A 24,075-nucleotide genomic window follows, 5' to 3' on the forward strand; every position below is an offset into this window, starting at 1 on the left:
GATCAGGGCGTGAGGATGGTCTTGCCGACCGTCGCCCGTTCTTCGAACGCCTGGTGAGCTGCGGCGGCTTGAGCCAGCGGCATGACCGTGCCGATGATGGGCCGTAGTTCACCAGAGTCAGCCAGCGCGAACGCATGGTCGCGCAGCCGGGCCAGCTGGTGCGCGGGGAGGGCCACGGACGCGAAGCCGGTGACCGACACGGCCCGCTGGTAGACGGCGAGCGGGTCGAAGCGCGGCGGCTGCCCGCTGGTCGTTCCGTAGACCACCATTCGGCCGATCGTGGGTGTCAGCAGGTCGAAGGCGGCCTCGGACACAGCACCGCCGGTGCTCTCCAGGACCACCGAAACGCTGCCGCCCACCGCGTCTCGGACGAGTTGGGGCCAGTCGGGTGCGCTGTAGTCGACCACGATGTCGGCGCCGAGTTGCTTGGCCACCGCGAGTTTCGTCTCACCTCGGGCAGCGGCGATCACCGTGGCGCCGGCGCGTTTGGCCAACTGCACCAGAAGGCTGCCCACGCCTCCGGCGGCTGCTTCGACCAGGACCGTGTCTGTCGACGTAAGACCAGCAGCCTCGGCCACGCCGACCGCAGTCGCCCCTTGGCCCAGCAACGCCACCGCCGTCCGGTCATCGAGCCCCTCGGGCAGAGGCACCGCCGACGCCGCTGGCAGGATCGCCAGCTCCGCGTAGCCGCCGCCGGACGTCGCGCCGACCACCTGCCCGCCGACCGCCTTGGCATCCACCCCGGCTCCGACCGCGACGACGGTGCCCGCGATCTCGAATCCCGGCGCGAACGGCAGCGGAAGATCCGGCATTACTGAGCGCATCAGGCCGGCCCTGATCTGCACGTCGGCAAACCCGATGCCTGCGGCCGTGACCCGGACCAGCATCTGCCCGGGACCCGGTCGTGCATCGGGCACCTCGTCGACACGTAACACGTCAGGCGGACCGTACTCATGGAACCGAACAGCACGCATTCTCTCTGCCCTCGCTCTCGGCGATCGTAAGAAGCCAGCGGCCCGAAGCGTGGGTCGCCGATTGCGAAGGTATCCATGAGATATTGGTTACTTCAAAGGTATCTAACTACCGTGAGGGTACTGATGGACCCGCTTGACCCCGACATGTTCCACCCCGCGTGCCCCAGCAGCGTCATGCCGATCCGCATCGGCGACAAATGGTCGGCCTTGATCATCGTCTGCCTTGAACAAGGCCCACGCCGGTTCTCCGAGCTTCGCGTCCCCATCCACGGCGTCACCCCCAAGGTGCTCACCCAGACCCTGCGCGCACTCGAACGCGACGGCATGATCACCCGCACCGTCTACGCCGAGGTACCGCCACGAGTGGAATACGAACTGACGCCACTGGGACGCACCCTGCTCGACCTCATCGCAGCCTGCCGACACTGGGCACACGAGCACATGGGCACCCTCCTGGCGGCCCGCGACGCCTACGACCACACAGCTCGACCCGCCTGATACGTCGACGCCCACCCACCGAACCCCGGGATCCGCTGCCGACGGCCGTCCGGGCCGTACGACCGATCAAGGGCTCACTCGCCCGGGCCTGCGGGGGCGACCCCGTTGTCGACAAAGTCGAAGGTCAGGCCCTCGCCCGCATCGCCCTCGCCCACCCGTTGGGCGGTCAGGCCCTGCCCGTCCACCGCGCGCAGGTAGACCTTGCCCTCGCCGCCGATGGTGTACGTCGGGCGGCCCTGACTCTTCTCCTGCGTCTTCTTGATGGCGAACAGCTGACCGGCCCGGCTGGAGTCGCAGGCGGCCGCCACGACCGTCGCCGGGGCGCTGCCGTTGTCGCGCAGGCCCATGCAGTCGGGCTCACCGCCGTTGTATGCCTTCGCGGTCCTGATCTGGTACTTGTTCCCGCCGGCGGGCAGCAACACGAACAGACTCTTGTCCGTGTCGCCGTCGGTCAGGTTCAGCCGGCCCTTGGCGTCGACCGCCAGGATCGACTCGAACGACCCGACCGGCCGCAACACGACCTGCCGCTCACCCCGCAGGATCGGGTCGGCGCTGCCCGCCTGCGACCCGCCTTCCGAACCTGAGCCGCCGGTGGGCGAGGGCACGTTCCCGGTCGCACCGCTGTCGGTGGTGGGTGCCGATGTCGTCGGCGAGGCGGCGGAACTCCCGGCCTCGGGGGCCGGCGTGGCGCAGGCCTGCATGGATGCGGCGACACCGGCGGCAAGCACCGCCGAGGCAGCGGCGCGAAGGACAGACGTGGGGCGGATCAACAGGTTCAGCATGGCCAACTCCTTAGTGATCTCCATCAGGAGGCTAGCCCGGTGCCGGCTCACGCGCAGAAGTCGTACAGCCGCAGGGGCCTACGTGGCTCGCCGTTCGTCCTGGAGCCGCAACGGGCGACGAACACCGGGCCGGACAGCACGCCGCGGGCAGCGGTGAGGTGGTCGAACAGCAACTGCGTGACCTCGGGCAGGAAGTCGGGAAGCCGATCGGTGGTCACGTGTCGCTGGATGAAGATCACCTTTGGGCAGGTACGTCGCGATGATGCACCTTGTAGGCCATGGGAGTTCCTTGATCGTTGAGGAGTTCCAACAGGTGGCTCACCAGCGGCCGGCGGGCGGAGTGTCGGGTCTCGGCGTCACGCCAGTACGACTCCACCCGGCTGACCGATTGCGGGCCGGAGACGCTGAGCACGTCGGCGATGTCCGCCAGAGGCATGCCGATAGCGCGGAGCAGAGTGATACGTCGAGCTCGTCGGGACCGTAGTACCGGTAACCGGTGTGGGGGTCGATGTGCGCCGGGGTCAGGAGTTTCCGTCCGTCGTAGAGGCGCAACGCCTTCGGACTCAGTCGTGACTGAATCAGGAACTCACCGCTCGTCAACCACCGTGGCAATTCGGGAGTCTGTCCCCTGCCCCTGGGGCGAGGTCAAACACGACGGCTGGCCACACACGCGAAACGGCGACCCCTTGGTCCGAATCTCCATTCGCGCGGTGCCGCGAAGGTGCCATCTTCCATCCTGCGGCGACCTGTTCGACCACGCCTACGTCGCCGAGCGCTACTGACGGTTACTGCCGGCCGTGGCAGCTGCCCGGTGGGCACGTGACATGATTGCGCCCATGGGGAAGCAGCAGGACGTCGGCGGGCCCGACGGTCACAGCGGGTCAGATACCACCGCCCACCGTGCGACCGGTGACAGCGTCGACGCGCGGCTCGCCCTCGCGCAGGACCCCGCAACACCACAGATGGCCCTCTTCGAGTTGGCGTCCGACCCGTCGGCCGTGGTCCGTAAGGCCGTGGCGGCCCGGGCCGACGCACCCGCGCAGGCACTGCGACCGCTGACCCGGGACTACGATCGTCAGGTCCGGGAGGCCGTCGCGAGAAACCCTTCAGCCTCGGTCGGCAATCTCCTGCGTCTCGTCAAGGACGACGACCGATGGGTCCGTTGGGCGGTCGCCGGCAACCCGGCTTGCGACGAGTCGATTCGCCGGGTGATGTCGGAGACATCCGACAAGGAGCTTCGTGGTCTCCTCGCGGAGATGCGGGAGTTGGAGCCTGAGCTGGCCGCCAAGCTGATCGACGACGTCTCACCCGAGGTACGGGAACGACTCGCCACCCACACCCACGACCCCGACGTGATCACCGCCCTGATGGCCGACCGCACCGCGCGGGTGCGCAAGGGGGTCGCCCGCAATCCGCGGACCACCGCCGAGCAGCGCAGCGCGCTCGCCCAGGATTCCGTGGTCGACGTCCGCGTCGCGCTGGTCCGCTCGGTCGAACTGGCCGAGGCGGATCTGGAACACCTGGTCAACGACCGTTCGGTGCAGGTCCGACTGGCGATGGCAACATCCGAGTTCATCCCGCCGCACATCCGGCAGGCCCTCGGCCGCGATCCCGACGAGATGGTGGCCGACGCGGCGCGGGATTCCCGCCCGACGGCCGGCACCTCCCCGGTGATTCAGGCCCCCCGCGTCGGTCACCGGCGCTCCGGGACCGGTCCAGGTCGACCGGGCGGCGCAGCGCGCTAGGGCCGGTGTCGAAGTCATCGACGCAGCCGCCCTTCGGTGGCGACGATGTGCGGGTGGCGTCGGGTGCAGGGCAGCTTGTCGTGGCGTGATCGTCTGCTGATGTGTGAGACAACACGCCGGGCGAGTTCTCCAGAATCAGCAGACGATCATGAAGTCCGCCCCATCCCAGGGGGCGGGGCGGGAACGCCGACGCTCTCGTCGTCGCCGACCCGCGGGCAACCCCGCAGCGCCCCCTTTGCTCTGCCGCCCCCGGCGCAACGCTCACGGATCGTCACGGTTCCGCCGACCCCTCGTGTCGGCACCCGACGCGAAGCGGCTGCGCGACGCTGGCGCTGGTGCTGCACGGCAGGCAGATGCTGGTGTTGCGGTGGCGGCAGCAGAGCAAAGGGGCGAGGTGGCATTACCCGGTGGAAGGGCTGCTCTCCGGTCTGGAACGCAAGACCTGCTGGTCCCTGGCCGAGCAGGCTGGTCACGCCGATCCGCAGGCGATGCAGCGGCTGCCGCGTACGGCGGTGTGGGCGGCTCGGCCACCCCACCGGGGTACTGGAAGCCCGGCCCTGGCCCGGTAGATGATCACCGCCGCACTGGACGCCGGCGTACCCGGTCGGGTGGGTGACCGGGGACGACGTCCACGGCGCTGACCTCGGCCTGCGCGCCCACCTGGGACACCGCAGGATCGGTTAGGTCCTGGCGGTCGGCGGTTCGCCGAACCAATCGCGCGGTCCGGTCCGGTGAAAGATCATCGACGCGCCGGGCAACGCGACCCGGTCCCGACATCGACTCCCTCTCGAACACCCCATCGGTTCGGTAGGGAGAGACGAATGACGAGATGGAAACGGACAGTTCGGCGCTGGTCGGTTCCCGTCCTGGCCCTGTCCCTGGCAATGGCCGGCAGCTACCTGGTGGAGCCCGGAGATGGGCTACGACGACACATCGGCGAGCGGCCGACGAGCGTCCACGCGTACCGACTGAAGGGATGACCTGCGGGTGCTGTTCCGAAAGAGTGACAAGGCAGCGGCCGACGAGGAGTACACCGTGTACGTCCGCACCACGATGGACCGTTGGCGTCGGGTGGCGTACCTGATGGCCGGTGACTGGGACCGGGGGGACGACGTCCTGCAGCAGGTGCTGACCGAGCTCTACCGCAATTGGAGCAGGGCGCGGAAGGCGGACAGCCTCGACGCACTCGTCCGCACCATGCTGTTGCGGCGATTCATCGACGGGCAACGGCTCAGCTGGGCCCGGGTCCGACTCGGCACCGAACTGCCGGAACGGGCCACGACCACCGGGGCAGACCCCACCGACCGGCTGGACCTGGTGACAGCGCTACGGCAGGTGGCACCCCGGCAACGTGCCGTCCTGGTGCTGCGCTACCTCCACGACCTGTCGGTCGAGGAAACGGCGAGGACGTTGAACTGCTCGCCCGGCACGGTCAAGAGCCAGGCCCTCAAGGGTCTCGAGAAGATGCGCCACCTGCTTCCGTCCCCCGTCAGCGTGCCGAGGAGCCAGCAATGATCGATGAGGACAACGACATCGCACGTCTCATGCGCGTCAACATGGAGGGGATCGAGGCACCCCGCTCGAAGTTCCTGGACGTGAACCGGGCGATGCGCACCGGCCGCCGCCAGCGCTGGTACGGCCCTACCGCCGGTGCCGCCGTACTGGTTGCCGCGCTCGCCGTCGGCGTGGCCGTCATACCCGGTCAGCTTGGGAACGATCCCGTCAAGAGCGGTGACGCGAACATGCTCGCGGTGGGTAGCTACACGGTGCTGGCTGCGGAGTCGGCCGGGTTGGCCACCCTGCCCGAGGCCCCGGCCGCAATCGACCCGATGGGGTTGTACCTCAGGTTCGGGTGGTTGCCCAACGGCTACGACCACCGGCAATACCAGGCGGGCTTCGTTCCTGGCTCGACCGGCTCGGTCGCCTACCTGTCGGCGAAGCAGGATCGGGATGCCAACTCCGACAAGGGCCGCGTCTCGGTGACCCTCTACCCCCGGGGGGTGACCCCGGATGCGCCCCAGCGTGACGACCGTAGTCGCGGCACCGAACTCGACGCTACCGCCGCCAAGTCGGTGAACGACAACGCCGCCTCGTGGATCACCTACAGCGGGGCCGAGGGGATGGAGACGATTCTCCGCTGGCGGTACGCCCCCGAAGGCTGGGCCCAGCTCCGCTTCATGGGCAACGACGCGAGCCTGGACGTCAAGGCCGCCGCACACAAGATCGCAAGCTCGATCGGGCTGAACAGCAGCGAGAAGATTCCACTACCCGTCCAGAGAGCCTCGTTGCCGACCGGTCTCAAGCCAGTCACCGTCAACATCTCCGACTCCGTACGGACTCCTCACTCCTGGTACGCCTCCATCACGCTGAGCACGGCGATCGACCCGGCGCAGCCCTTCACGCACACGCTGGACGTCAGCGTCTCTCCGTACAAGAAGGAAGAGGACAAAACCGAGAAGGAAAAGCTCGCCCCGGCACCGAACACGACCATCGACGGTCAGCCGGCGTACAGGTTTCCCCTTGACGGACCCGCCACGACGGTTCTGGTCGGCAGGAGCGGAGGCGTGCTGGTCGACGTGATCGCCGCCGACTCACTGCCCGGACAGCTCGGCCCGAACGGCGTGCTGACCACGTACCAGGGCCTGAAGCTGGTCGACAAGCCGGCGGACTGGTCCAGCCCCCTGAAGGGCTGAACCGACCGACGAGCACGATGCTGGCCCGGCGGCTGACGCCGGCGGGCTACCGCCCCCGCTCCCGCTCCATCGATAGCACAAACGGGGCAGCTCCATAGGGCCAACGGAGGGTGGGCCGACCCGACAGGGGCCAATGATGTCGGCGTCGCCGCACCTACGTGTTTCCGGTCGACAGAAACGCCTGTCCATCCGCGTCACCGACGACCGCGCCACAGCCGACGTGAACGAGGCCATCGCGAATGCAGCCAGCTCAGTCGCTGGACTGGACGGCATGATCTCCCGCATCCACTGCCAACTCACGCAACGCTGACCGTTTGAGAGCCGCGAACCTGGGTTCCACAATGCGGCCGGCTCGGGCTAACGATTCCGATGGCTACCTGATCGGCTCGTACCGCATCACCACCGCCCCCGAGGCGAACTCCAGCCGGCTCACGAGCTTCAAGTCGACATGCTTCGACAGACCCGCGAACAGTTCGGCTCAGCGAGGCGGCCGAGGGACGGGACCTCGCGCCGCCCTCAGATCTGCCGCACGGCCAGCAGGCTGAAGGCGGCCACGAGCACGAAGCCCGCCCCGACGGTGATCGTCCGAATCCGTGCCCGGAGGTCGGCGTCCCACCTGTCGCCGGTGCCAGCGGCACGGCGGGTCAGCGGGGTCAACGCGCGCCCGACACCGAATCCGACCCCGGCGAGCAGCGCGACGTGCAGGCGCTGACCGCCGAGGAGAAGGGCGGCGGCCAACACGTACGGAGCACTCGCCGAGACGTAGGTGCGGACCCCGGTGCCGAGTTCGAAGCCGAACTGCAGCGCCCCGCGCCGCAGGCTGCGCTGAAGCACGTCCTGCGGCACCTGCCGGGCATTCTGCGGTAGCCGGATCGGTACCAGGCCCAGCTCGCGGAGCAGCCCCAGCACCGCGACCGCCACGATGCCCGCGTACCGCCACGGGTCGGGCAGGGGCGCCGACAGCCCGGAGAGCAACCCCAACACCAACCCGCTGAGCGAGCCACCGACGATCAACCCGGTGACGAACAGCGCGAGGACTACGCCTTGCCGATCTCGATCTCGCCACCCGGGCGAGGCCAGCGCGTGAGCGCTGTTGTGCGTTCAAACCGAGCCGGACAGCGTGTAACCGGCGAGCCCTCCGACCATCGCCCAGGTGAGCACGTTCCCGTACGCGGCGGCGGCGAGCGCACCGACGGCGAGCAGCAGGAAGGGTGCGAGAGGATCACCGCCCCAGCGGCGTACTGCCCGCACAGGGTTTGGCAGCGTTCGGGTCATACAGCGGCACCGGTCAGAGTCCGCCAGGAGTTGACCCCGATCACACCGTCGACCGTCAGCCCGTTCTGCCGCTGGAAGTCGCGCGTCGCGCTGTCGGTCCCCGGGCCGAAGACCCCGTCGACCACCAGCACATAACCGCGCCTGTTCAGCTGGCGCTGCGCGGCGCGGACGGCGTCGCCGCTGCCCCCGGAGCGGACCGTGGTCACGAGCGCCGGCCAGGTGGTCGCGTTGACCACACCGGTGGCTCCGATGCCGGCCGCTGCCTGGAAGCTCTTCACCTTCGCCTCGGTGTCGCCACCGAAGATCCCGTCGATCTCGGTCGCGTGGCCCCGAGCGGTCAGCAGGTGCTGCACGGTGTAGACATTCACCCCGGTGTTGGTCCGCTGGGTGGTGGGCCAGCTGACCGTGCCCAGGCACCCGCACTTGGTGTTCCAGCGGCAGATCGACTTCACCCAGCCCGAGCTGGTCTTCTTGTATCCGTCGTGGCATCGGCGTTCGACCGAGCAGGCACAGGCGCCGCACGCCCCCTGGTAGAGCCACAACCAGCCGTCGTACGTCCCGCCGTAGCACTGGTTCGGTCGCAGGGTCCAGGTGACGCCGTCGTTCTTGTGGAATCCGGTGTTCGTTCCACTGGTGATGCAGGAGTCGGCGAAGATCGTGCTCGGGCCACACCCCGGCGAGCAGTTGTGATTGCTGGCGTACGTCGGGCACCCGGCATAGATCGTGTAACCGTCGGCGTACGCGCGGCGGGCTGCCGGAAACACGCTAAGCGCGGCCATACCCACCGCGGTGCCCGCCCGGAGCAGGGTGCGTCGAGACAGCTCCCAGCCCGCGCGCTTGCGGCCGCCCGGATGAACCGGCGCCCGCCGGACGGCGGGCCCGGTCCCCGGGTCGGTTCCGCGCAGCCAGGGCACGGTATCGAGATCAGTCATGCCCGACCTCCCTGATTCGTGGCGACCGCCGGCCCGGAGCCGCCGGATGGGCTGTCGATTTCGTCGAGCAGGCGGCGCAGTGCCGCACGGGAGCCGAGCGGCTCGGCGCGGAGCACCCGCCCGGCCCGGTCGACAACGGTGGCGAACGGGGTGGCGAGGACGTCGTACCGCTCGAACAGCTCCGCCTGCCCGCCGAGCACGGTGATCGGCAGTCCCGCCGCCTGCGCCGAGGGGGCGTCCCGGTAGAGGACCCGGAACTCCAGGCCAGGGCGGTCGACGTGGCCGTTGGCCTCGGCCAGCACCTCGGTGCAGGTCCCGCAGTCGGGCTCCAGGAAGAGCAGCACCAGCGGAACCTCCGGTGCCACCGGCGCCAACCGGGCGAATCCGGGGGCCGCTGCACCCGGCCGCAGGCCGACCGACTCACGACGACGCTGGACTGTCCCGCTCGACAGCGCGTGCACCTGGCGTACCAGGCCCGAGACCGTGAGAGCCAGCAGGAGGATCGCGATCCAGCTCAGGATCAGTGCGCTGGTCTGAAAGCTCATCCGGGCAGGCCCCCCTTTGTCATGCCGATGGACCGGGCGTACGTGGGCCCCTCGGTCGGCGCCGTGGCCGGCTCGTACATCGCGGCGGGCAGATGCCACAGCAGCGCGGTGAACGTGGCGGAGGCCAGCAGCACGACGGCGAGTGAGGCGTCGATTCGATTCGCCGGCACGATCGAGCCGGACAGGAACAGTGCGACCAGTGCCAGCCCGGCGAGGACGGACGCTCGGGCCACCACCCAACCGGTCATCGGCAGTTCCACCCGGGAGCACCCGCACGACCCGGTGCGCCCGGTCGACATCAGGTACAGGCCGTAGCCGGCGTACAGGCCGAGTAGCGCGGCGCCGCCGACGAGGACCGCGATGAGCAGGCCCGCACCGCTGTCGAGGAGCAGCGCCACGATCCCGGCGCCGGCGAGCAGGCCTTCGCTCGCGATGGCGAGAGCGGCGACCGCGACCGGAGCCGGTAGCACCCGGTGCGCGGCCAACGCCTCGGCGAGCGCCGCCGGTCGCGACAGGTGCTCGGCGGTGCTGACGAGCAGGGTGAACAGGACGGTGTACGCGGCTACGCTGCTCAGCAGTCCGGACATCCGGCCTACCCGGCCCTCTGGACGTGGAGCTGGTTCACCAGGGCGGGCACCTGCTCCACGGCCGTGTCGGCGAACGGCACCAGGCTGAGCCAGACGTCCGCCGCGGCCAGTACGAAGTAGGGCTGCCCGTCGGGGAGCACGTCCCTGAACAGCTCGCCCGCCTGCGTCTGCAGGCCACGCCAGGAGGGCAGTTGCCCAGCACGCTGCTTGGTGAGCGGTGCGATCTCCAGCAGACCGAGCCCGGGAACCTCTTTGAGCACGGTGGCGGGTTCGGCGAACTCGGTGCCGGTCTTCGGGGTCGGGCGCAGGGTCAGGCCGTCGTCGTGTTCCTCGATGCGCAGGGTCCGCAACGCCCCGAGCAGATCGATGGTCGTCGCACCGTACATCTCGGTGAAGAAGCAGTGTCGCCGCCCCCGCCAGACCGCCACGAGCCGGTCCTCGGTCAGCTGGATCTGCGGGTCGTAGGATCGGATGCGCGCGGTCAGCAGCGTTCCGCCCTGGTAGGTGAGTTCCTCGTCGAACTTCTCGACGCCGAGCGTCCGGGCCACGTCGTCCGCGAGCCCGATCGAACCGGCCGTGAACTCGTGCAGTCGGCCGCCGATCGTCACATCGGCCACGGACGTGAACGGTGCGCTGAGATCGAGTGAACCATCGAGCAGGAACCGACCTCGGTCGACTGCCCGATGTGTCACCGGCGCCCCTCTGGCTGCCATGCGACCGCCCTTCGTCCGGGTTCGGAACTTATCACCGGCACGATATACGGCTATGTAAATATTTGACAAGGTGGATCGGCGTTGCCGGCCGACAGCAATTCCGACGCCGGGACCGCGTGCCCGGCCCGTCCCCAGCCGGGTCGGACCGGGCACGCGATCAACGTGCCGTCGTCACCAGGCCCAGACGGCCGGTTCACCGATCTGGCTGGAGCCGGCGCTGAGGCTCGGCGTGGCTTCGGTTCGCAGGATCCGGCCGTCCCTGTCGAGGATCCTGATTTTGCTGACCTGGCGGGGATCGGCGCGAATGGCGCCCGCACCGGCTTCCAGTCGGCCGCTGGCGATCGTTCGTCCCGTGCCGTCGAGCAACTCGGCGCGGACCCCCGGCTCCGGCCCGACGACCAGAACGCCAGGCGTCGCGCCTCGTACCTGGACGGCTATCAGGTCAGGCTGCCCCGTGGCGACGGTCACGTAGTCAACCGGTGACACGGACCCTGGTTGCCGCGGCGAATCGGCATTGGCCACGAGCAGGGCGGCGCAACCGCCGGCAGTGGAGCAGGATCTCACCAGCACGGCCGCCGTCGAGCCGGACACCCAGCCGGGCAACCGTCCGCTCCAGATCACCTGGGGCACCGACCCCGTGAGCCCCTGGCTCTCGAGCATGCCTTGCAGTTCGTGCACAGCGGCGGCGGCGAAAGTGGCGTCCCCCGAGCCGGGTGCACCGGTGGTGGAAACCGACGGTGCCTTCCCCACCGGCCTGACCGCGCCCAGCCCACCGCCCCCCGGCCCGGCGTACCGCAGGACGCCGTCGCAGGTGAACCGCCACCGTTCGGTCACCTGGCCCGCCCCCCGGACCACGAAACCGTCGCCGCTGACCGCCCGCCAGCTCCGGGTGACCGTTCCGTCCGGCTGGATCCGGCCATCGGCGGAGGTCTCGGCACGACAGCCGGCCGGTGCCAGCCCGACCGCGAGGGTGGCGACGTAGAGGCCGGCGACCGGAGACTGCCGGCCGAGGAAGACGTACGGTTCCAGGGGTTGCGGTTCGTCCGGGGTGCCGGTCTTCTTCAGCAATTCCGGCACGGACGCTCCGGCAGCACCGAGCCCGTGTCGGAGTGCCGCGTGCGAGTCGTTCAGGAATGCCACCACGACCGCCCGGGCACCTGGTGCGTCGTGTGCGAGCAGTACCTTCACCTCGTCCAGCGCCGGGTCGATCAGCAGTTGGTCGCGGGCCGCGCGGTACTGCCGCTTGATGTCCGCGATCAGCGTCTCGTCGCCGGCGAGGTTGCCCCGGGTCGGCGAGTCCAACAACCGCCGTACCATCGGCTTGTCGATCCGGCTCGCCGGCTGGTACGTCCCGATCGCGGGTGGGGGTGACGCCGCCGCGTCGTCAGCCCCCGGCGGGCCCGCCGCACCGAAGACCGGCAGCACCGCCGCCACTGCCGCCAGACCGACCACGCCGGCCACCGCCATGCGTCGCTGTCGGCGTCGCCGGACGCGGACCAGCAACCGGTGATACGGGTCGGGGCGCGGCAGCACCGGCTCGGCGAGCCGGGTCAACGCTTCCTTGATCTCATCGGCCATCGTTCGCACCTCTCCAGCTAGTCACGGCGGGCAACACGACCATCGGTGGCCGGTCGCCCGGCGGTGGCACCGGCTCGTCCGGCAGTGACGCTGACTCGTCCGGCAGTGGCCCCGGCTCGTCCGGCCGCGACGACCGTGCCGACGAGGTCAGCAGCGCCGCGCGTAGCCGGCCGATCCCGCGGGACGCGAGACTCTTCACCGTGCCGACCGAGCAACCCAGCGTCTGGGCGGTCTGCGCCTCGGTGAGGTCCTCCCAGTAGCGCAGCACCAGGACGGCCCGCGTCCGGGCCGGCAGTCCGCGCAAGGCGTCGCGCACCTCTTCGCGTACCACGACGTCGTCCGCCAGGTCCCGGCTCCGGCCCCGGTCGGCGTGCAGCCGCCAGGCACCGGTCACGCCGGCCAGGAACTCCCGGGAACCGAACCGGTGCCACAGGCTGACCCGCTCGTTCACCATGATCCGGCGGACGTATGCCATCGGTTCGTCCACCTGCCGCCACCGGCGCATCGCCTGCATCAGCGCGTTCTGCACCAGGTCTTCGGCCACGTGCCGTGAACCCGTCAGCAGGTACGCGGTCCGCAGCAGATCCGCATACCGGATCTCGACGAACTCGCGGAAGCCATCATCCGTCACGTGCACCCTCCAGCCCCACGTGGGCATCTTTGCCGAGAAGATGACCCTGAACAGGCGAAAAAGGTTGACCGCCGACGGGAACCGGTCCCGGAAGTGTCCTGATTCCCGTGGTTACCCTCGGGGGTGATCGAGGCTGCGGCGCGCGCAGAGGCGGCTGGCCAGGTCAGGGTAGTGACGTCGGCAGGGCGAAGGCCGGGAAGTGTTCCGCGCCGAGGAACGAGGTGATCTCCGCGATCTGCTCGTCACGCAAGGTCAGCACTGTGATCGACCAGGCAAGGTGCGGACCTGATTGGTCGTCGCCGAGGTAGAACGCGACGGCGGGCTGACCGTTCGCGGTCGTCGGACGATGCCGCCAACTCGGGCAGCGGGTCAGTGGGACCTGAACGGCGAAGTCGGCGACGGCCTCGATCCCGCGGTACCAGTGCGAAATCGGGGGCATCGACCACGTGACATCCTCGGTGAGCAGCGCAACGAGGGCGTCGGCGTCACCGCGCTCGAACGCGGTGGCGAACTCGGCGACGATCTGCCGCACGCGGGTGTCGTCGATCTTTCGTAGGGTCTGCTGCTGGGACCGGGACGGTACCTTCGCCGCGATGACCCGACGGGCACGGGCGAGGGCCGAGTTCACCGATGTGGTCGAGGTGTTCATCGTGTCGGCGATCTCGGCCGCGGAGAAGCCGAGAACCTCGAAGAGCAGCAGTACCGCTCGCTGGTTGCCGGGCAGGTGTTGCAACGCGGCGGCGAAGGCCAGTTCGACGGCTTCACGCTGCTCGTACCGTGAGCTTGGACCGGCTGGACCGTCGCCGAGGCCGGCGTCGGGGTAGGGGCCCAGCCAGGCGAACTCCGTCAGTGGCCGATCCTCGAGCACCGCGCGGTCACTGGAGGGGCCAAGGTCGACGGGCATCGCCCGCCTACCACGGGACTCCACGACATTCAGACAGACCCGGGTGGCCACGGTGTAGAGCCACGAGCGCAGCGAGCCGCGTCCCTCGAAGCCCGCGAGTCCTCGCCAAGCCCGCAGCAGGGTGTCCTGCACAGCGTCGTCGGCATCATGGGTTGAGCCGAGCATGCGGTAACAGTGGGCGTGCAACTCCCGGCGCAGCGGCTGGACCAGGCGGGTGAATGCACCGTCGTCACCCTGGCGCGCCCGGCCAAGGTCGGCGTCCGCGGCGGCCGCCACAGCCGGATCTCCAGCCAACCCGAAATATTCCTTGCCCATGAGCGACGATTCTGCCCCGCAGCGGCGGTCTCCACCTCGACACGCCCTCAGCAAGGCGGGTGAGCGCCGGACAGGCGCCGATCCGCCCTGCTGAGCGCCGACGCTTCGAGCACCACAGGAGACCCCGACATGACCGAGAGACATGCAAGTGCCCGCATCGATCGTGGGAGCGACACCTGGTCTCGGATCCACGCAGAACGCGCGGCACTGGCAGCCGACCTCGCGGGCCTGACGGATCAGCAGTTCGCGACGCCGTCGTTGTGCACCGGTCTGACGGTACGCGAGGTGCTCGCGCACCTCACCGCGGCGGCCAGCCTGAACTCCTGGCAATGGCTGGCGGGCGTGATCCGCTGCGGATTCGACTTCGACAAGCAGGTGACCATGCGGCTGAACGAGCAATTGGGCGCGACCGCCGCCGAGACACTGGAACGATTCCGGGGCATCGTCATGAGCAGGACCAAACCGCCACTGCCGACCATGGCGATGCTCGGTGAGACGATCGTGCACGGGGAGGACATCCGCCGCCCGCTGGACATCCGCCGGACCTACCCGATCGAGACCATCACGCAGGTCGCCCGGTACTACCGGGGCTCCGACCAGGTCGTCCTGGCCAAAGGCCGGGTCCGTGACCTGCGCCTCGTCGCGAGCGACGGCCCCTTCACCACCGGCTCCGGGCCACTCGTGTCCGGCACCACCCTGGCACTGACCATGGCGATGACCGGGCGTGCGAGGTACTGCGACGAGCTCACGGGCGACGGTGTCACGGTGCTCCGCGACCGCTGCGCCCCGGCCTGATCCACCACGGCTGCGGCATTCCCGAAGCAGATCCACGCGTTCCGCCGCGCCGCTACCGTTTCACCGCCGGCCACGCCGCCCGCCCGCCACCGTCATGGCTGCCTCTCACCGGACGGGGGCGTGGGTGGTGGGGTGCGGTCCGCCGGCCGGGCCCGCCAGCCGGGCGAACGGGCCGCCGGCGGCCAGCAGGACGGCGGGCGGCCCCCACTCCACCAGCCGGCCGCCGTCGAGTACCAGCACCAGGTCGGCGTCGGCGACCGTGGAGAGCCGGTGCGCGATGACCAACCGGGTCATGGGTAGCTCCCGCAGCCCGGCCTCGACGGTCGCCTCGGTCACGGTGTCCAACGCGCTCGTCGCCTCGTCCAGGATCAGTAGCGCCGGATCGGCCAGCAGTGCCCGGGCGAGGGCGACCCGCTGGCGTTGCCCGCCGGACAGGCCGGCCCCGCCGTCGCCGATCCGGGTCTGCAGCCCCATCGGCATGGCCGCCACGTCGTGGTGCAGCGCGGCCAGGCGGATCGCTCGCGCGATCGCGGCGTCGGAGGCGTCGGGACGGGACAGGGTCAGCGCCTCGCGCAGGGTGCCCGCTCCGACGTAGGTCTCCTGCAACACCACCCCGATCTGCTGGCGCACCGAGGACAGGTCCAGCGTGGCCAGGTCGAGGCCGTCGAAGTGGATCTGTCCCTCGGTCGGCGCGTACAGCCCGGTCAGCAACCCGACCAGGGTGCTCTTGCCGCTGCCGGAGCCGCCGACCACCGCCACCTTCGTACCCGGCCGGAACTCGGCGGTCACCCCGCGCAGGGCCCAGGGGGAACGCCGGTCGTACCGGAAGCCCAAGCCCGACAGGCTGACCAGCCCGGTCAGCGCGGGCGCGGGCCGTCCCGGCGTGGGCTGTTCGACCGGCGCCTGCGCGATGTCGGCCAGCCGGTCCACCGTGGGCGGCAGCAACGTGAACGACGGCAGTCGCTGCGCCAGGGCCACCGCCGGGGTGATCGCGGAGACCGCGAGCGCCGCCAGGCCAACTGCCTGCCCCGGCGAGTCGGCCCGCCGGGCCGCCACCAGGAGTACGAGTACCGGGCTGGCAGCCGACCAGGCGGCGAGGACGGCGTCCGAGACCGCCGAGAGCCGGGCCAGCCGGTGCGACGCGGAGATCCCCCGCTGGAACGACTCCTGCCACCGTCGCAGCACCCGCCGCTGCGCCCCGGCGACCCGGATCGCCGCCATGCCCTGCAACGCGTCGGCCAGCCGGGCCGACTCCTCGCCCGAGGCCAGCAGCGCCTCCCGTTGCAGGGCGCCGGATCGGCCGCCGACCCACAGCGCCGTGACGACCTGCACGGTGATGACACCGGCGACCACCAGACCCAGCACCGGCGCCAGCACGGACACCACGGTCAGGTAGCCGACGGCCAGCAGCGCGTCGAGCGCCGTGGCCACCAGCGACGACGCCAGCAGGTCCCGCACGGAGCCCACCGCGCGGACCCGGTCGATCAGGTCGCCGGCCGACCGCCGGTGGAAGTACCGGTAGACCACCTCGAACAGCCGACTCACCGTGTCGGTGCCGAGCCGGATGCCGATCCGCCGTTGCAGGGCCGTCACGGCCAGCCCGCGCACCAGCGACAGCGTTCCGGTCACCAACGCCAGTGCGGCTGCGGCGACGAGCCACGACGCCTGCGGGGGCGCGGCGTGATCGATGATGGCGGCCGTCGCCCACGGCACGGCCAGCCCCGCCACGGTGATCAGCAGGGACGCCGCCGCCAGCACCGCGAGCAGCCCCGCGTGCCGGCGCAGCACCGGCACGAGCAGTCCCCACCCCGGTGCGGGAGTCGGCGTGGGCGGCGGTGCCGGGCCGGCGGGCTCGGCCAGCAGCACCACCCCGGTCGTGCCAGCCGAGAACTGCGCGGGAGACAGACGCCGACGGCCGACGGCCGGATCGACGACCTCGATGCCACGCCGGCCGATCCGTTGCACCACCACGTAGTGGTCGCCGTTCCAGTGCGCCACCAGGGGCAGCGTCAACTCCCGCAGGCGGGTCGCGTCCTCCCGCAGCGCCGGCAACGCGATCGCCCGGCAACGCAGCCCGAACTCCTGCGCCGCGTCCCTCAGGTCGCGCAGGCTCAGCCCGTCGCGGCCGACATCGAGCCGGGCCCGCAGGTGCGACACGGGCACCGCCCGACCCGACGCCGCCAGCAGCATGGCGAGCGCGCTGGGGCCGCAGTCGGTGGCGGTGACCTGGAGGACCACCGGCACCCGCCGCCGGCGGATCACCTGGTCGGTGCCGTCCGGTCACGGGGCAGCCAGAACCACTCGATGTCGGTGGCGGCCCGCCGCCCGGCCAGCCACTCGTCGAAAACGGCCTGCTCGACCAGTGCGCGGGTGGCAGTGTCCAGCTCGGCCGGTTCCCGGGCCACCACCACGGCCGTCACCGGCGTCCCGGCGACCACCGTCGACACCGGCCCGGTGGCGTCGCGTACCTCGGCTGCCGCGGCGGCGGCGACCGTCCGCAGCACCCCGGCCGCCCGGCCGTCGCGGACGGCGGCGGCCACCGCCGCGAGTGCCGCCTCGCGGCCGGTGGGCAGGGTGCCCTCGGCGGTCCAGGCGACGACGAGGGTGTCGAACGAGGACCGGTGCCGCGCGAACCAGGCCGTCACCCGATCGCCCACCACGTGCTCGCGCAGCCGGCCGACCGCCACCGTGTCGGCGACCAGGTCGGCGAAGTCCTCGGCGGACAGGCCCCGCTCCGCGAGCCACCGCGCGGTCGACGCCGGGTCGAGCAGGCCCTTCGCCCGGCGGTACGCGTCCGCCGCCGCCTGGAGTTCCTCGTCGGGTATCTCGACGGGGTGCAGCTCCAGTTCGGCGGCGATCAGGCAGGTGTCGACCAGGCGGGTGAGCACGTCGTGGTCGTACCAGAGAAAGTCGAGCGCGGTCAGGGCCTCCCCCACCCGAAGCGTCCTGGTGCCCACCCGGGCGAGATGGTGGTCGGAGTGCCGGATCGCCCCGCGCAGCGGCCACGGCAGTGCCGGCGCCGGGCTGTACGCGACGGAGACGGTGCCGGCGGGCTCGCGGAGCAGTACGTCGAAGGAGACCGACCCGTCGCTGGTCTCCTCGTCACGCACGACCGCGAGATCGGCCTGTGGCCAGCGCTCCCGCAGGGGCGCGAGCCGGTCCCTGGCGTCGAGCAGGCTGGCGCGCCCGGTGGTCAGCTCACGTACCAGCGCGAGGGCCTCGTCGAGCAGGGCGGGTTCCAGGGTGGTCATGTGGCAGCTCCGGGGGTGGGCACGGCGTCGGTGAGCAGGTCGACCACGGCGGCCGTGATGGGCAGCCCGGTCTCCTCCTCGACCCACAGGTACTGGCCGCTGGGGTTGATCTCGATGTACACGTACCGGCCGTCGGGGGTGACGATCAGGTCGAGGGCGCCGTAGCGCAGACCGAGCAGGCGGGTCAGCGCCACGCAGCGCGCCGCGACGTCGCCGGGCAGGTCGTACGTGCTCATCGGCGTGTTCCGGTCGTCCTGCCGACGCCAGTCGTAGCGGGCGTGGTTGGACCGCTGCGAGTCGATGGCCGCGGTGAACACCCGGTCGCCGACGACGGTGACCCGCAGCTCGACCTGCTTGGGCACCCGGGCCTGCGCGATGAACGGGCAGTGCCGTACCCCGTCGACGTGCCCGATGTCGCGGTGGCTGACCGGCTCGGTGTAGCGCATCAGCTCGTCACCGATGCTGGAGTGGCCGACCTGCTTGGCGATCAACTGGCCGCCGGTGTGGCCGAACAGGTCGAGCACGGCGTCCGGATCGTTGCCGACCACTGTCGCGGGCAGGTCGAAGCCGAGGCGCAGGGCGAGCTGGAGCTGGCGGACCTTCTGTTGCGCCCGCAGTACCACCGGTCGGGCCGCGGGCAGGGTCGGCACGTCGAGGGTCTCCCAGACGTCGCCGACGAACTGCAGGCTCTCCTCGACCACGAACCTGGCATACGGTTCGCCGAGGTGGGCAGGCGCGACCGGCACGCCGGGGCGGCGGAACCAGATGGCGGTGACCGCGTCGAGATCGACGACCTGGCGGCCGGCGGCGTCCCGGTGGCTCCCCCCAGGCCGGTGCCGCAGGCGCCGGGGTGCCACCCGAGGGTGCGGGTCAGCCGCCCGTCCCGGATGGCGATCGACAGCGACGCACGGGACGGCACGTCGGCCGGGTCGAAACGGATCCAGGTGGCGCCACGCCGGCGCAGCTCGGCCTCGGCCGCGTCGGCGTGCACGTCGTCGGGGGCGGTGAGGATGAGGATCATGTGCACTCCGGGCGGGTCGCCGTCGACGGCCCGGACACCGGTACGGCCGGACCGTCGACGGCAGGTGATCAGAAGTCGGTGTCGGTGTCCGGCCGTCCCCCGCCGGGGATGTCGTCGATGGTCTTCGACGAGCCGGCCCCGTTGGCCGGCGGCAGGCCGCCGAGCATCCGGGCGAGCTGTTCGTCGGCCAGCTCCACCCCGTCGGCAGGGATGGTGTCGATCCGCACGGTCTTGCGCCTCATGGTCCTACCTCTATCCACATCGGTACGTCGGCCGGACATCGGCCGGCCGGGTAGGAAGCAGTGTGGGCCGGCGGGCGGCGGCGGGCACCAGGGTGATCCCTGGGCTTGGACCCCGGTTCTACGCTTTCACGGTGTCTACCGAAATCGTGGCCGAGCGCATCCTGTCGGCAGCTGACGGCGCCGGCCCGGACCGGGCCGCGCGCCTGGTGTTCCAGGCGTTCGTCGCGCTGTCCCGCACCGCCGACAGTCACCAGATGTTCCCGCTCGTGGCCCGCGTCCAGAAGGCACGTGACGCAAGCCGTTCGGCGCGGACGGAACTGATCTACTGCACGCTGGTGGGGATCGTGGCCACCCGGGCCCGCCTCGCCGACGGCCCGGAGTACCTCGACACCGTCGTACGGATCTTCGACGAGAACGCCTTCGGAGACGATCCGGTTCTGGTCGAGTGCGCGCTGACGGCCGTGATGACACTGATGCGCCCGCATGAGGCGCGGCGCTTCGCCCCGCTGGTTGACGCCCTCGACCTCGCCCCGGTGGACCGGGCGCGAATGCTCGCGATGATCGGCGTCGGTGACGCGTGGGCCGGCAACCTGGTTCGGGGGCCGGCCTGCTCGCCGCCGTCGACGACCCACCCCTGTCGTGGCCGGGCGGACCGGCGCTGCCGGCATGGCGGGCCTGGATCCTCGCCCCGGACTCGCCTGCGACCACGGACGCGCTGGCGGCCTCGCTCGGCGAGCTGACCCGGCCCGCCGAGCAGCTACTGACGGCCCGCATCGCCTGGCTGCTCGGCGCCCACCACGGACGGTCCGGCCGGCGCGGCGAGGCAGCCCGGCTGTTGGAACAGGCGTGCGCGGGGTACGCCCGAACCGGTGCCGCCGGCATGCTCGCGCTGGTTCTGAACGACCTGCGGCTGCTCGGAGGTTCGCCGACCACCACGCCCTCGGCCGTGGGCCCGGCGCGCGCCGACGGGCCGCCGGCTCTCGACGCGGTGCCGAGGTTCGCGAACCGGACCGGCCAGCCGTCGCTGACTGGCGCCGAGGCACGGGTCGCCGCCGTGATCGCCGACGGGCTCAGCAACCGGGAGGCGGCCCAGCGCCTGTTCCTCTCGGTCAAGACGATCGAGTTCCACCTCGGCAACATCTTCCGCAAACTCGGCGTCCGCAACCGCACCGAACTCGCCACCAGCCGGGCCCGAACCGACTGATCGGGCTGTCCGGGCAGCCGGGCAGGGCCACCAGGGCGAACACCGGCATCCGTCAGGACCGACGGGTATCGCCCCTCATTCACGTGGTGTCCGGGCCACGGCCCGGGCGGGCGTCGGGATCGACGCTGGAGGGTCCACCCACACGGACGATCCCTGGAAGGTAGCGCGGTCACGCGGTGTCGGGGACACTGTGGACTCCGACAGCTCACCCGTCATGCGTCAGCTGCACACGGCCCGGGCTCGCGCCGTTGTCGCCTCCAACTGGACCACTCGGCACAGCGAGGCGCACTTCGGGTTCAGCGGGCCGGCTGCACCGGCCGGCGGGCCGGCGACCACGCCGGTAGCCGCGATTCGTGCCTCCGTTGCCGCCGCAGCCGTCCCCCCACCGAGAGGACCGCCACATGATGCGCAAATCCTCAGCCTGTCTCGCCACGATGCTCATCCTCGCCGCGCTGATGGTCGCCGACCCGAGCCGCGCCACCCCGGCGGCCGCGGCGACCAAGCCGGTGATCAACGGCGCCGTGTTCAACGACCCGGTCGGCACGCCGGGGCAGCAGAGCGCCCTCTTCACACAGATCATCGCGCTGGTCAACGCGACGCCCTCGGGCGAGGAGATCCGGGCTTCCGTGTTCGAATTCAGCGACGCGGCCGTGGCCGACGCGCTCAACGCGGCCGCTCGCCGCGGCGTGCGGGTGAAGGTGATCCTCGACGACTCGTCGTATCTCGACGCCAACGGCAGCCCCAAGAACAGCCCCGCCTGGAACACGCTGAGCAACCCGACAACCGGGCTCGGCACGGATGACAGGAAGCCGTCGTGGGTGGTGGTCTGCGACGACCAGTTCGAGGACAACGACGGCGTCGACGATGTCAGCCGCGGCTGCATCGCCACCGCGCCGCCTGGCCCGGCCTACAACCACAACAAGTTCTTCCTGTTCTCGAAGGTCGGCCCGTTCGACGACGGCACCACGTACCAGAAGGTGGTGTTCCAGACCTCGTCGAACCTCACCGACTGGTACAAGGTGGAGTCGTACAACGATGCGGTGACCTTCACCGACGCGACGGTCTACGACGCGTACGCGAGACACCACGAGGACCAGCGGCGGCTGCGGTACTCCAGCACCGGCGACAACGGCTACTACCGCAGCACCCCGACCGGCACCACATACCGCGCCTACTTCTTCCCGCGTGCAGACTCCTCGTACAACGACCCCACCAGCGACACCATCGTCAACGCGCTGGACGAAGTCGCGTGCGGCTACACCGGCGCCGACGGAAAGAAGCACCAGACCGACATCCGCATCGTGGTGCTGCACTTCCTCAAGTCACGCAAGCAGGTCGCGACCAAGCTCGCCGCGTTGCGCGCCGAGGGGTGCTGGATCGACGTCATCTACGCGGAGAGCGACCCGACCGTCGAGGGCATGCTGGACAGCGCCGGCATCCAGCGGCTGCACTGCATGGTCAACGTGGCGCCGGGCATCGACATCCGCCCGCACAACAAGTTCATGCTGATCGACGGCGACTACAACGGCGACCTCACCCCGCGCGTGTACACCGGCAGCCCGAACCTCGACGGCTCGTCGCTGCGCTCGTCGGACCAGGCGCTGCTGCGCATCACCAGCGCCTCGTACCACGCCAGCTACCTGAGCTTCTTCTACAAAGTGCGCAGCCTCTGCCGCACCGGCGCGGGTGGGGCTGTCTCAGCGAAATCCTGAGTCGCCAGCGCCCTCGAGTACGCGCGGCCGCGATCGCGGCCGCGCCCATCTCGCGGCCCACGCCGCCGGCCTCGAATCGCCGGCAGACCCGGTCGATCAGCGCCGGGTCACGGCTGGCCCTGCCGGGTGTGCTCGGCGGTGACGAAGTCGGCGGCCAGTTCACCGACGAGGATCGCCGGGGCGTTGGTGTTGGCGGTGGTCACCGCCGGCATGATCGACGCGTCGGCGACGCGTAGTCCCCGTACGCCGTGCACCCGTAGCCGGGCATCGACCACCGCTTGCTCATCGGCGCCCATCTTGCAGGTGCCGACCTGGTGGTGGAAGGTTCCGGCGGTGGCGCGTACGTAGGCGCGCAGGTCGTCACGGCTGCGGACCTGCGGACCCGGGTAGATCTCCCGAGCACCCCACTCGTCGGCCAGGGCCGAACCGGCACCCATCTCCCGGGCCAGGATCACCGCGTCGACGAGCACGTCGGCGTCCTGCGCGCAGGCCAGCGTCGCGGGGTCGATGTCGAGCCCGGCGTGCGGGTCGCCGGCGACGAGACGGATGCGTCCCCGGCTCACCGGGCGGACCAGGCCGGCCTGGAGGGTGAACCCGTCGGACGGGCCCGACATCCCGGGCTGGTACATCGGGACCGGGAAGTGCAGCGTCTGCGCGTCGGGGACCGGCAGGCCGGACCGACTGCGCCAGAACAGGTGGCTCTGCATCGGCGACAGGTCGGGCGAGCGGCCGACCGGGCGGTCGGTGCTGAAGATGACCGGGGTGAGCAGGTGGTCGTGCAGGTTGCGGCCCACGCCGGGCAGGTGCGCCCGGACGTCGATGCCGTGCCGGCGCAGTTCGGTGGCGTCGCCGATGCCGGAGAGCATCAGCAGGCGGGGGGACTCGATGGTGCCGGCGGACACGATCACCTCGACGTCGGCGCGGGTGGTGTGGACGACTCCGTCGCGTTCCCACTCCACTCCGGTGCAGCGGTCGGCGGTGAACAGCAGCCGACGGGCGTGCGCGCGGGTGACGACGGTGAGCCCCGGGTGGCCGAGGACGGGGCGCAGGTATCCGCCGGCTGCGCTCTGCCGCCGGCCGTCGCGGATGGTCAACTGGGTGAGCGACACCCCGTCCAGTTCGCCGGAGTTGTAGTCGGGATTGATCCCGACCCCGATCTCCTGCGCCGCCTTGACGCAGGACTCGAAGATCGGATCCGGGCGGTACTGGGACATCACGTGGATCGGTCCGCCGGTGCCGCGCAGCGGGGCCACCACGTCGAGGTCCTCCATGCGCCGGTGCACGGGCAGGACGTCGGCCCACGACCAGCCGTCGTTACCGAGGTACGCCCAGTGGTCGTAGTCGGCGGCGGCGCCACGGGCCCAGATCATGCCGTTGAGCGCGCTGGAGCCGCCGAGCACCCGCCCGCGTGGCCAGTGCAGCCGCCGGTGCCCGGCGTACGGTTGCGCCGTGGTGTGGTACGCCCAGTCCTCCTTGGCGAACCAGAGGTGGGCCAGGCGTCCGGGCGTACCGATGTCGGGATTGGTGTCCTCGCCGCCGGCCTCCAGGACGACCACGCGCAGTCCGCGTTCGACCAGCCTGCGGGCCAGGGCGCAGCCGGCGGAGCCGGCGCCGACGACGACCACGTCGGCGCCGGCAGTTGTCGCTGCCACGTGTGTTGCCCCCTCTCGGCCCAACG

General features: G+C 70.8%; 27 protein-coding genes and 1 pseudogene. 9 read left to right on the forward strand and 19 right to left on the reverse strand.

Going from position 1 to position 24,075, the window contains the following annotated elements; genetic code table 11:
- Positions 1–2: 2 nt before the first annotated feature.
- Positions 3–935, reverse strand: coding sequence for a zinc-binding alcohol dehydrogenase family protein (locus tag OG559_RS30105; RefSeq protein ID WP_405110234.1), 933 nt, complete (start codon positions 933–935; stop codon positions 3–5).
- A gap of 162 nt (positions 936–1,097) precedes the next feature.
- On the opposite strand from OG559_RS30105, the gene OG559_RS30110 reads away from it, so the two are divergent.
- On the forward strand, positions 1,098–1,472 hold the full coding sequence (locus tag OG559_RS30110; protein ID WP_405110236.1) for a winged helix-turn-helix transcriptional regulator: 375 nt from the start codon (positions 1,098–1,100) through the stop codon (positions 1,470–1,472).
- A gap of 74 nt (positions 1,473–1,546) precedes the next feature.
- Here OG559_RS30110 and OG559_RS30115 read toward each other — a convergent pair whose 3' ends face one another.
- The 4 genes and pseudogenes from OG559_RS30115 to OG559_RS30130 all read right to left on the reverse strand — a co-directional run.
- Positions 1,547–2,278, reverse strand: coding sequence for a hypothetical protein (locus OG559_RS30115; RefSeq protein WP_405110239.1), 732 nt, complete (start codon positions 2,276–2,278; stop codon positions 1,547–1,549).
- Between the two features lie 23 nt (positions 2,279–2,301).
- Positions 2,302–2,472, reverse strand: coding sequence for a hypothetical protein (locus OG559_RS30120; RefSeq protein ID WP_405110242.1), 171 nt, complete (start codon positions 2,470–2,472; stop codon positions 2,302–2,304).
- A 17-nt stretch (positions 2,473–2,489) separates the two neighbouring features.
- The gene (locus OG559_RS30125) at positions 2,490–2,690 is read right to left on the reverse strand and encodes a hypothetical protein (protein ID WP_405117129.1); all 201 of its coding nucleotides are present in this window, start codon (positions 2,688–2,690) and stop codon (positions 2,490–2,492) included.
- Between the two features lie 38 nt (positions 2,691–2,728).
- A pseudogene (locus OG559_RS30130) lies at positions 2,729–2,866 on the reverse strand (hypothetical protein); the annotation flags it as partial.
- A gap of 224 nt (positions 2,867–3,090) precedes the next feature.
- Between OG559_RS30130 and OG559_RS30135 the strand changes: the two are divergent.
- The 4 genes from OG559_RS30135 to OG559_RS30150 all read left to right on the forward strand — a co-directional run bounded on the left by OG559_RS30135 (position 3,091) and on the right by OG559_RS30150 (position 6,692).
- Positions 3,091–3,999: a hypothetical protein gene (locus OG559_RS30135; protein ID WP_405110245.1), complete on the forward strand. Its 909-nt coding sequence runs from the start codon at positions 3,091–3,093 to the stop codon at positions 3,997–3,999.
- Between the two features lie 335 nt (positions 4,000–4,334).
- The gene (locus tag OG559_RS30140; RefSeq protein WP_405110248.1) at positions 4,335–4,568 is read left to right on the forward strand and encodes a hypothetical protein; all 234 of its coding nucleotides are present in this window, start codon (positions 4,335–4,337) and stop codon (positions 4,566–4,568) included.
- A gap of 418 nt (positions 4,569–4,986) precedes the next feature.
- On the forward strand, positions 4,987–5,514 hold the full coding sequence (locus OG559_RS30145; RefSeq protein ID WP_405110251.1) for a SigE family RNA polymerase sigma factor: 528 nt from the start codon (positions 4,987–4,989) through the stop codon (positions 5,512–5,514).
- Positions 5,511–6,692 carry a hypothetical protein gene (locus tag OG559_RS30150; RefSeq protein WP_405110253.1) on the forward strand — a complete coding sequence of 394 codons (1,182 nt, stop codon included), beginning with the start codon at positions 5,511–5,513 and terminating at the stop codon, positions 6,690–6,692. The genes OG559_RS30145 and OG559_RS30150 overlap by 4 nt, the downstream gene beginning before the upstream one ends.
- Before the next feature lie 516 nt (positions 6,693–7,208).
- On the opposite strand, the gene OG559_RS30155 is transcribed toward OG559_RS30150, so the two are convergent.
- From OG559_RS30155 to OG559_RS30195, 9 genes are all read right to left on the reverse strand, one after another.
- Positions 7,209–7,706 carry a hypothetical protein gene (locus OG559_RS30155; protein ID WP_405110255.1) on the reverse strand — a complete coding sequence of 166 codons (498 nt, stop codon included), beginning with the start codon at positions 7,704–7,706 and terminating at the stop codon, positions 7,209–7,211.
- An 87-nt stretch (positions 7,707–7,793) separates the two neighbouring features.
- Complete coding sequence (locus OG559_RS30160) at positions 7,794–7,943, reverse strand: hypothetical protein (protein WP_387022996.1); 150 nt, start codon at positions 7,941–7,943, stop codon at positions 7,794–7,796.
- Positions 7,944–7,963: 20 nt separating this feature from the next.
- Entirely contained in the window at positions 7,964–8,899 is a 936-nt protein-coding gene (locus OG559_RS30165) for a peptidoglycan-binding protein (protein WP_405110258.1), read from the reverse strand.
- Positions 8,896–9,444 carry a hypothetical protein gene (locus tag OG559_RS30170; RefSeq protein ID WP_405110261.1) on the reverse strand — a complete coding sequence of 183 codons (549 nt, stop codon included), beginning with the start codon at positions 9,442–9,444 and terminating at the stop codon, positions 8,896–8,898. The genes OG559_RS30165 and OG559_RS30170 overlap by 4 nt, the downstream gene beginning before the upstream one ends.
- A complete protein-coding gene (locus OG559_RS30175; protein ID WP_405110264.1) occupies positions 9,441–10,031 on the reverse strand; it encodes a MauE/DoxX family redox-associated membrane protein in 591 nt (196 codons plus the stop codon). Before OG559_RS30175 ends, OG559_RS30170 begins: the two co-directional genes overlap by 4 nt.
- Positions 10,032–10,036: 5 nt before the next feature.
- Positions 10,037–10,648, reverse strand: a complete 612-nt coding sequence (locus OG559_RS30180) for a hypothetical protein (protein ID WP_405110267.1) — start codon at positions 10,646–10,648, stop codon at positions 10,037–10,039.
- A gap of 267 nt (positions 10,649–10,915) precedes the next feature.
- The gene (locus OG559_RS30185; protein ID WP_405110269.1) at positions 10,916–12,322 is read right to left on the reverse strand and encodes a hypothetical protein; all 1,407 of its coding nucleotides are present in this window, start codon (positions 12,320–12,322) and stop codon (positions 10,916–10,918) included.
- Positions 12,312–12,953: a SigE family RNA polymerase sigma factor gene (locus tag OG559_RS30190; protein ID WP_405110272.1), complete on the reverse strand. Its 642-nt coding sequence runs from the start codon at positions 12,951–12,953 to the stop codon at positions 12,312–12,314. Before OG559_RS30190 ends, OG559_RS30185 begins: the two co-directional genes overlap by 11 nt.
- 163 nt (positions 12,954–13,116) lie before the next feature.
- A complete protein-coding gene (locus tag OG559_RS30195; RefSeq protein ID WP_405117076.1) occupies positions 13,117–14,151 on the reverse strand; it encodes a sigma-70 family RNA polymerase sigma factor in 1,035 nt (344 codons plus the stop codon).
- 150 nt (positions 14,152–14,301) lie between these two features.
- On the opposite strand from OG559_RS30195, the gene OG559_RS30200 reads away from it, so the two are divergent.
- Positions 14,302–14,967, forward strand: a complete 666-nt coding sequence (locus OG559_RS30200; protein ID WP_405110275.1) for a maleylpyruvate isomerase family mycothiol-dependent enzyme — start codon at positions 14,302–14,304, stop codon at positions 14,965–14,967.
- 105 nt (positions 14,968–15,072) lie between these two features.
- Here OG559_RS30200 and OG559_RS30205 read toward each other — a convergent pair whose 3' ends face one another.
- The 4 genes from OG559_RS30205 to OG559_RS30220 all read right to left on the reverse strand — a co-directional run bounded on the left by OG559_RS30205 (position 15,073) and on the right by OG559_RS30220 (position 19,481).
- Positions 15,073–17,229 (reverse strand): peptidase domain-containing ABC transporter, encoded by a 2,157-nt coding sequence (locus OG559_RS30205; protein WP_405110278.1) that lies wholly within the window; start codon positions 17,227–17,229, stop codon positions 15,073–15,075.
- Entirely contained in the window at positions 17,226–18,218 is a 993-nt protein-coding gene (locus OG559_RS30210; protein WP_405110281.1) for a TIGR04500 family putative peptide maturation system protein, read from the reverse strand. The genes OG559_RS30205 and OG559_RS30210 overlap by 4 nt, the downstream gene beginning before the upstream one ends.
- On the reverse strand, positions 18,215–19,075 hold the full coding sequence (locus OG559_RS30215) for a RimK family alpha-L-glutamate ligase (protein WP_405110283.1): 861 nt from the start codon (positions 19,073–19,075) through the stop codon (positions 18,215–18,217). Before OG559_RS30215 ends, OG559_RS30210 begins: the two co-directional genes overlap by 4 nt.
- A gap of 232 nt (positions 19,076–19,307) precedes the next feature.
- Entirely contained in the window at positions 19,308–19,481 is a 174-nt protein-coding gene (locus OG559_RS30220) for a putative ATP-grasp target RiPP (protein ID WP_350888557.1), read from the reverse strand.
- 131 nt (positions 19,482–19,612) lie between these two features.
- On the opposite strand from OG559_RS30220, the gene OG559_RS30225 reads away from it, so the two are divergent.
- The 3 genes from OG559_RS30225 (at position 19,613) to OG559_RS30235 (ending at position 22,397) form a co-directional block, all read left to right on the forward strand.
- Entirely contained in the window at positions 19,613–20,221 is a 609-nt protein-coding gene (locus tag OG559_RS30225; protein WP_405110286.1) for a hypothetical protein, read from the forward strand.
- 140 nt (positions 20,222–20,361) lie between these two features.
- Entirely contained in the window at positions 20,362–20,685 is a 324-nt protein-coding gene (locus OG559_RS30230) for a helix-turn-helix transcriptional regulator (RefSeq protein WP_405117078.1), read from the forward strand.
- Positions 20,686–21,086: 401 nt separating this feature from the next.
- Positions 21,087–22,397, forward strand: a complete 1,311-nt coding sequence (locus tag OG559_RS30235) for a phospholipase D-like domain-containing protein (RefSeq protein ID WP_405110289.1) — start codon at positions 21,087–21,089, stop codon at positions 22,395–22,397.
- Between the two features lie 107 nt (positions 22,398–22,504).
- On the opposite strand, the gene OG559_RS30240 is transcribed toward OG559_RS30235, so the two are convergent.
- A complete protein-coding gene (locus OG559_RS30240) occupies positions 22,505–24,049 on the reverse strand; it encodes a GMC family oxidoreductase (RefSeq protein WP_405110292.1) in 1,545 nt (514 codons plus the stop codon).
- Between the last annotated feature and the right edge of the window lie 26 nt (positions 24,050–24,075).

The organism is Micromonospora sp. NBC_01405 (assembly GCF_045040155.1).
Classification (GTDB): domain Bacteria; phylum Actinomycetota; class Actinomycetes; order Mycobacteriales; family Micromonosporaceae; genus Micromonospora.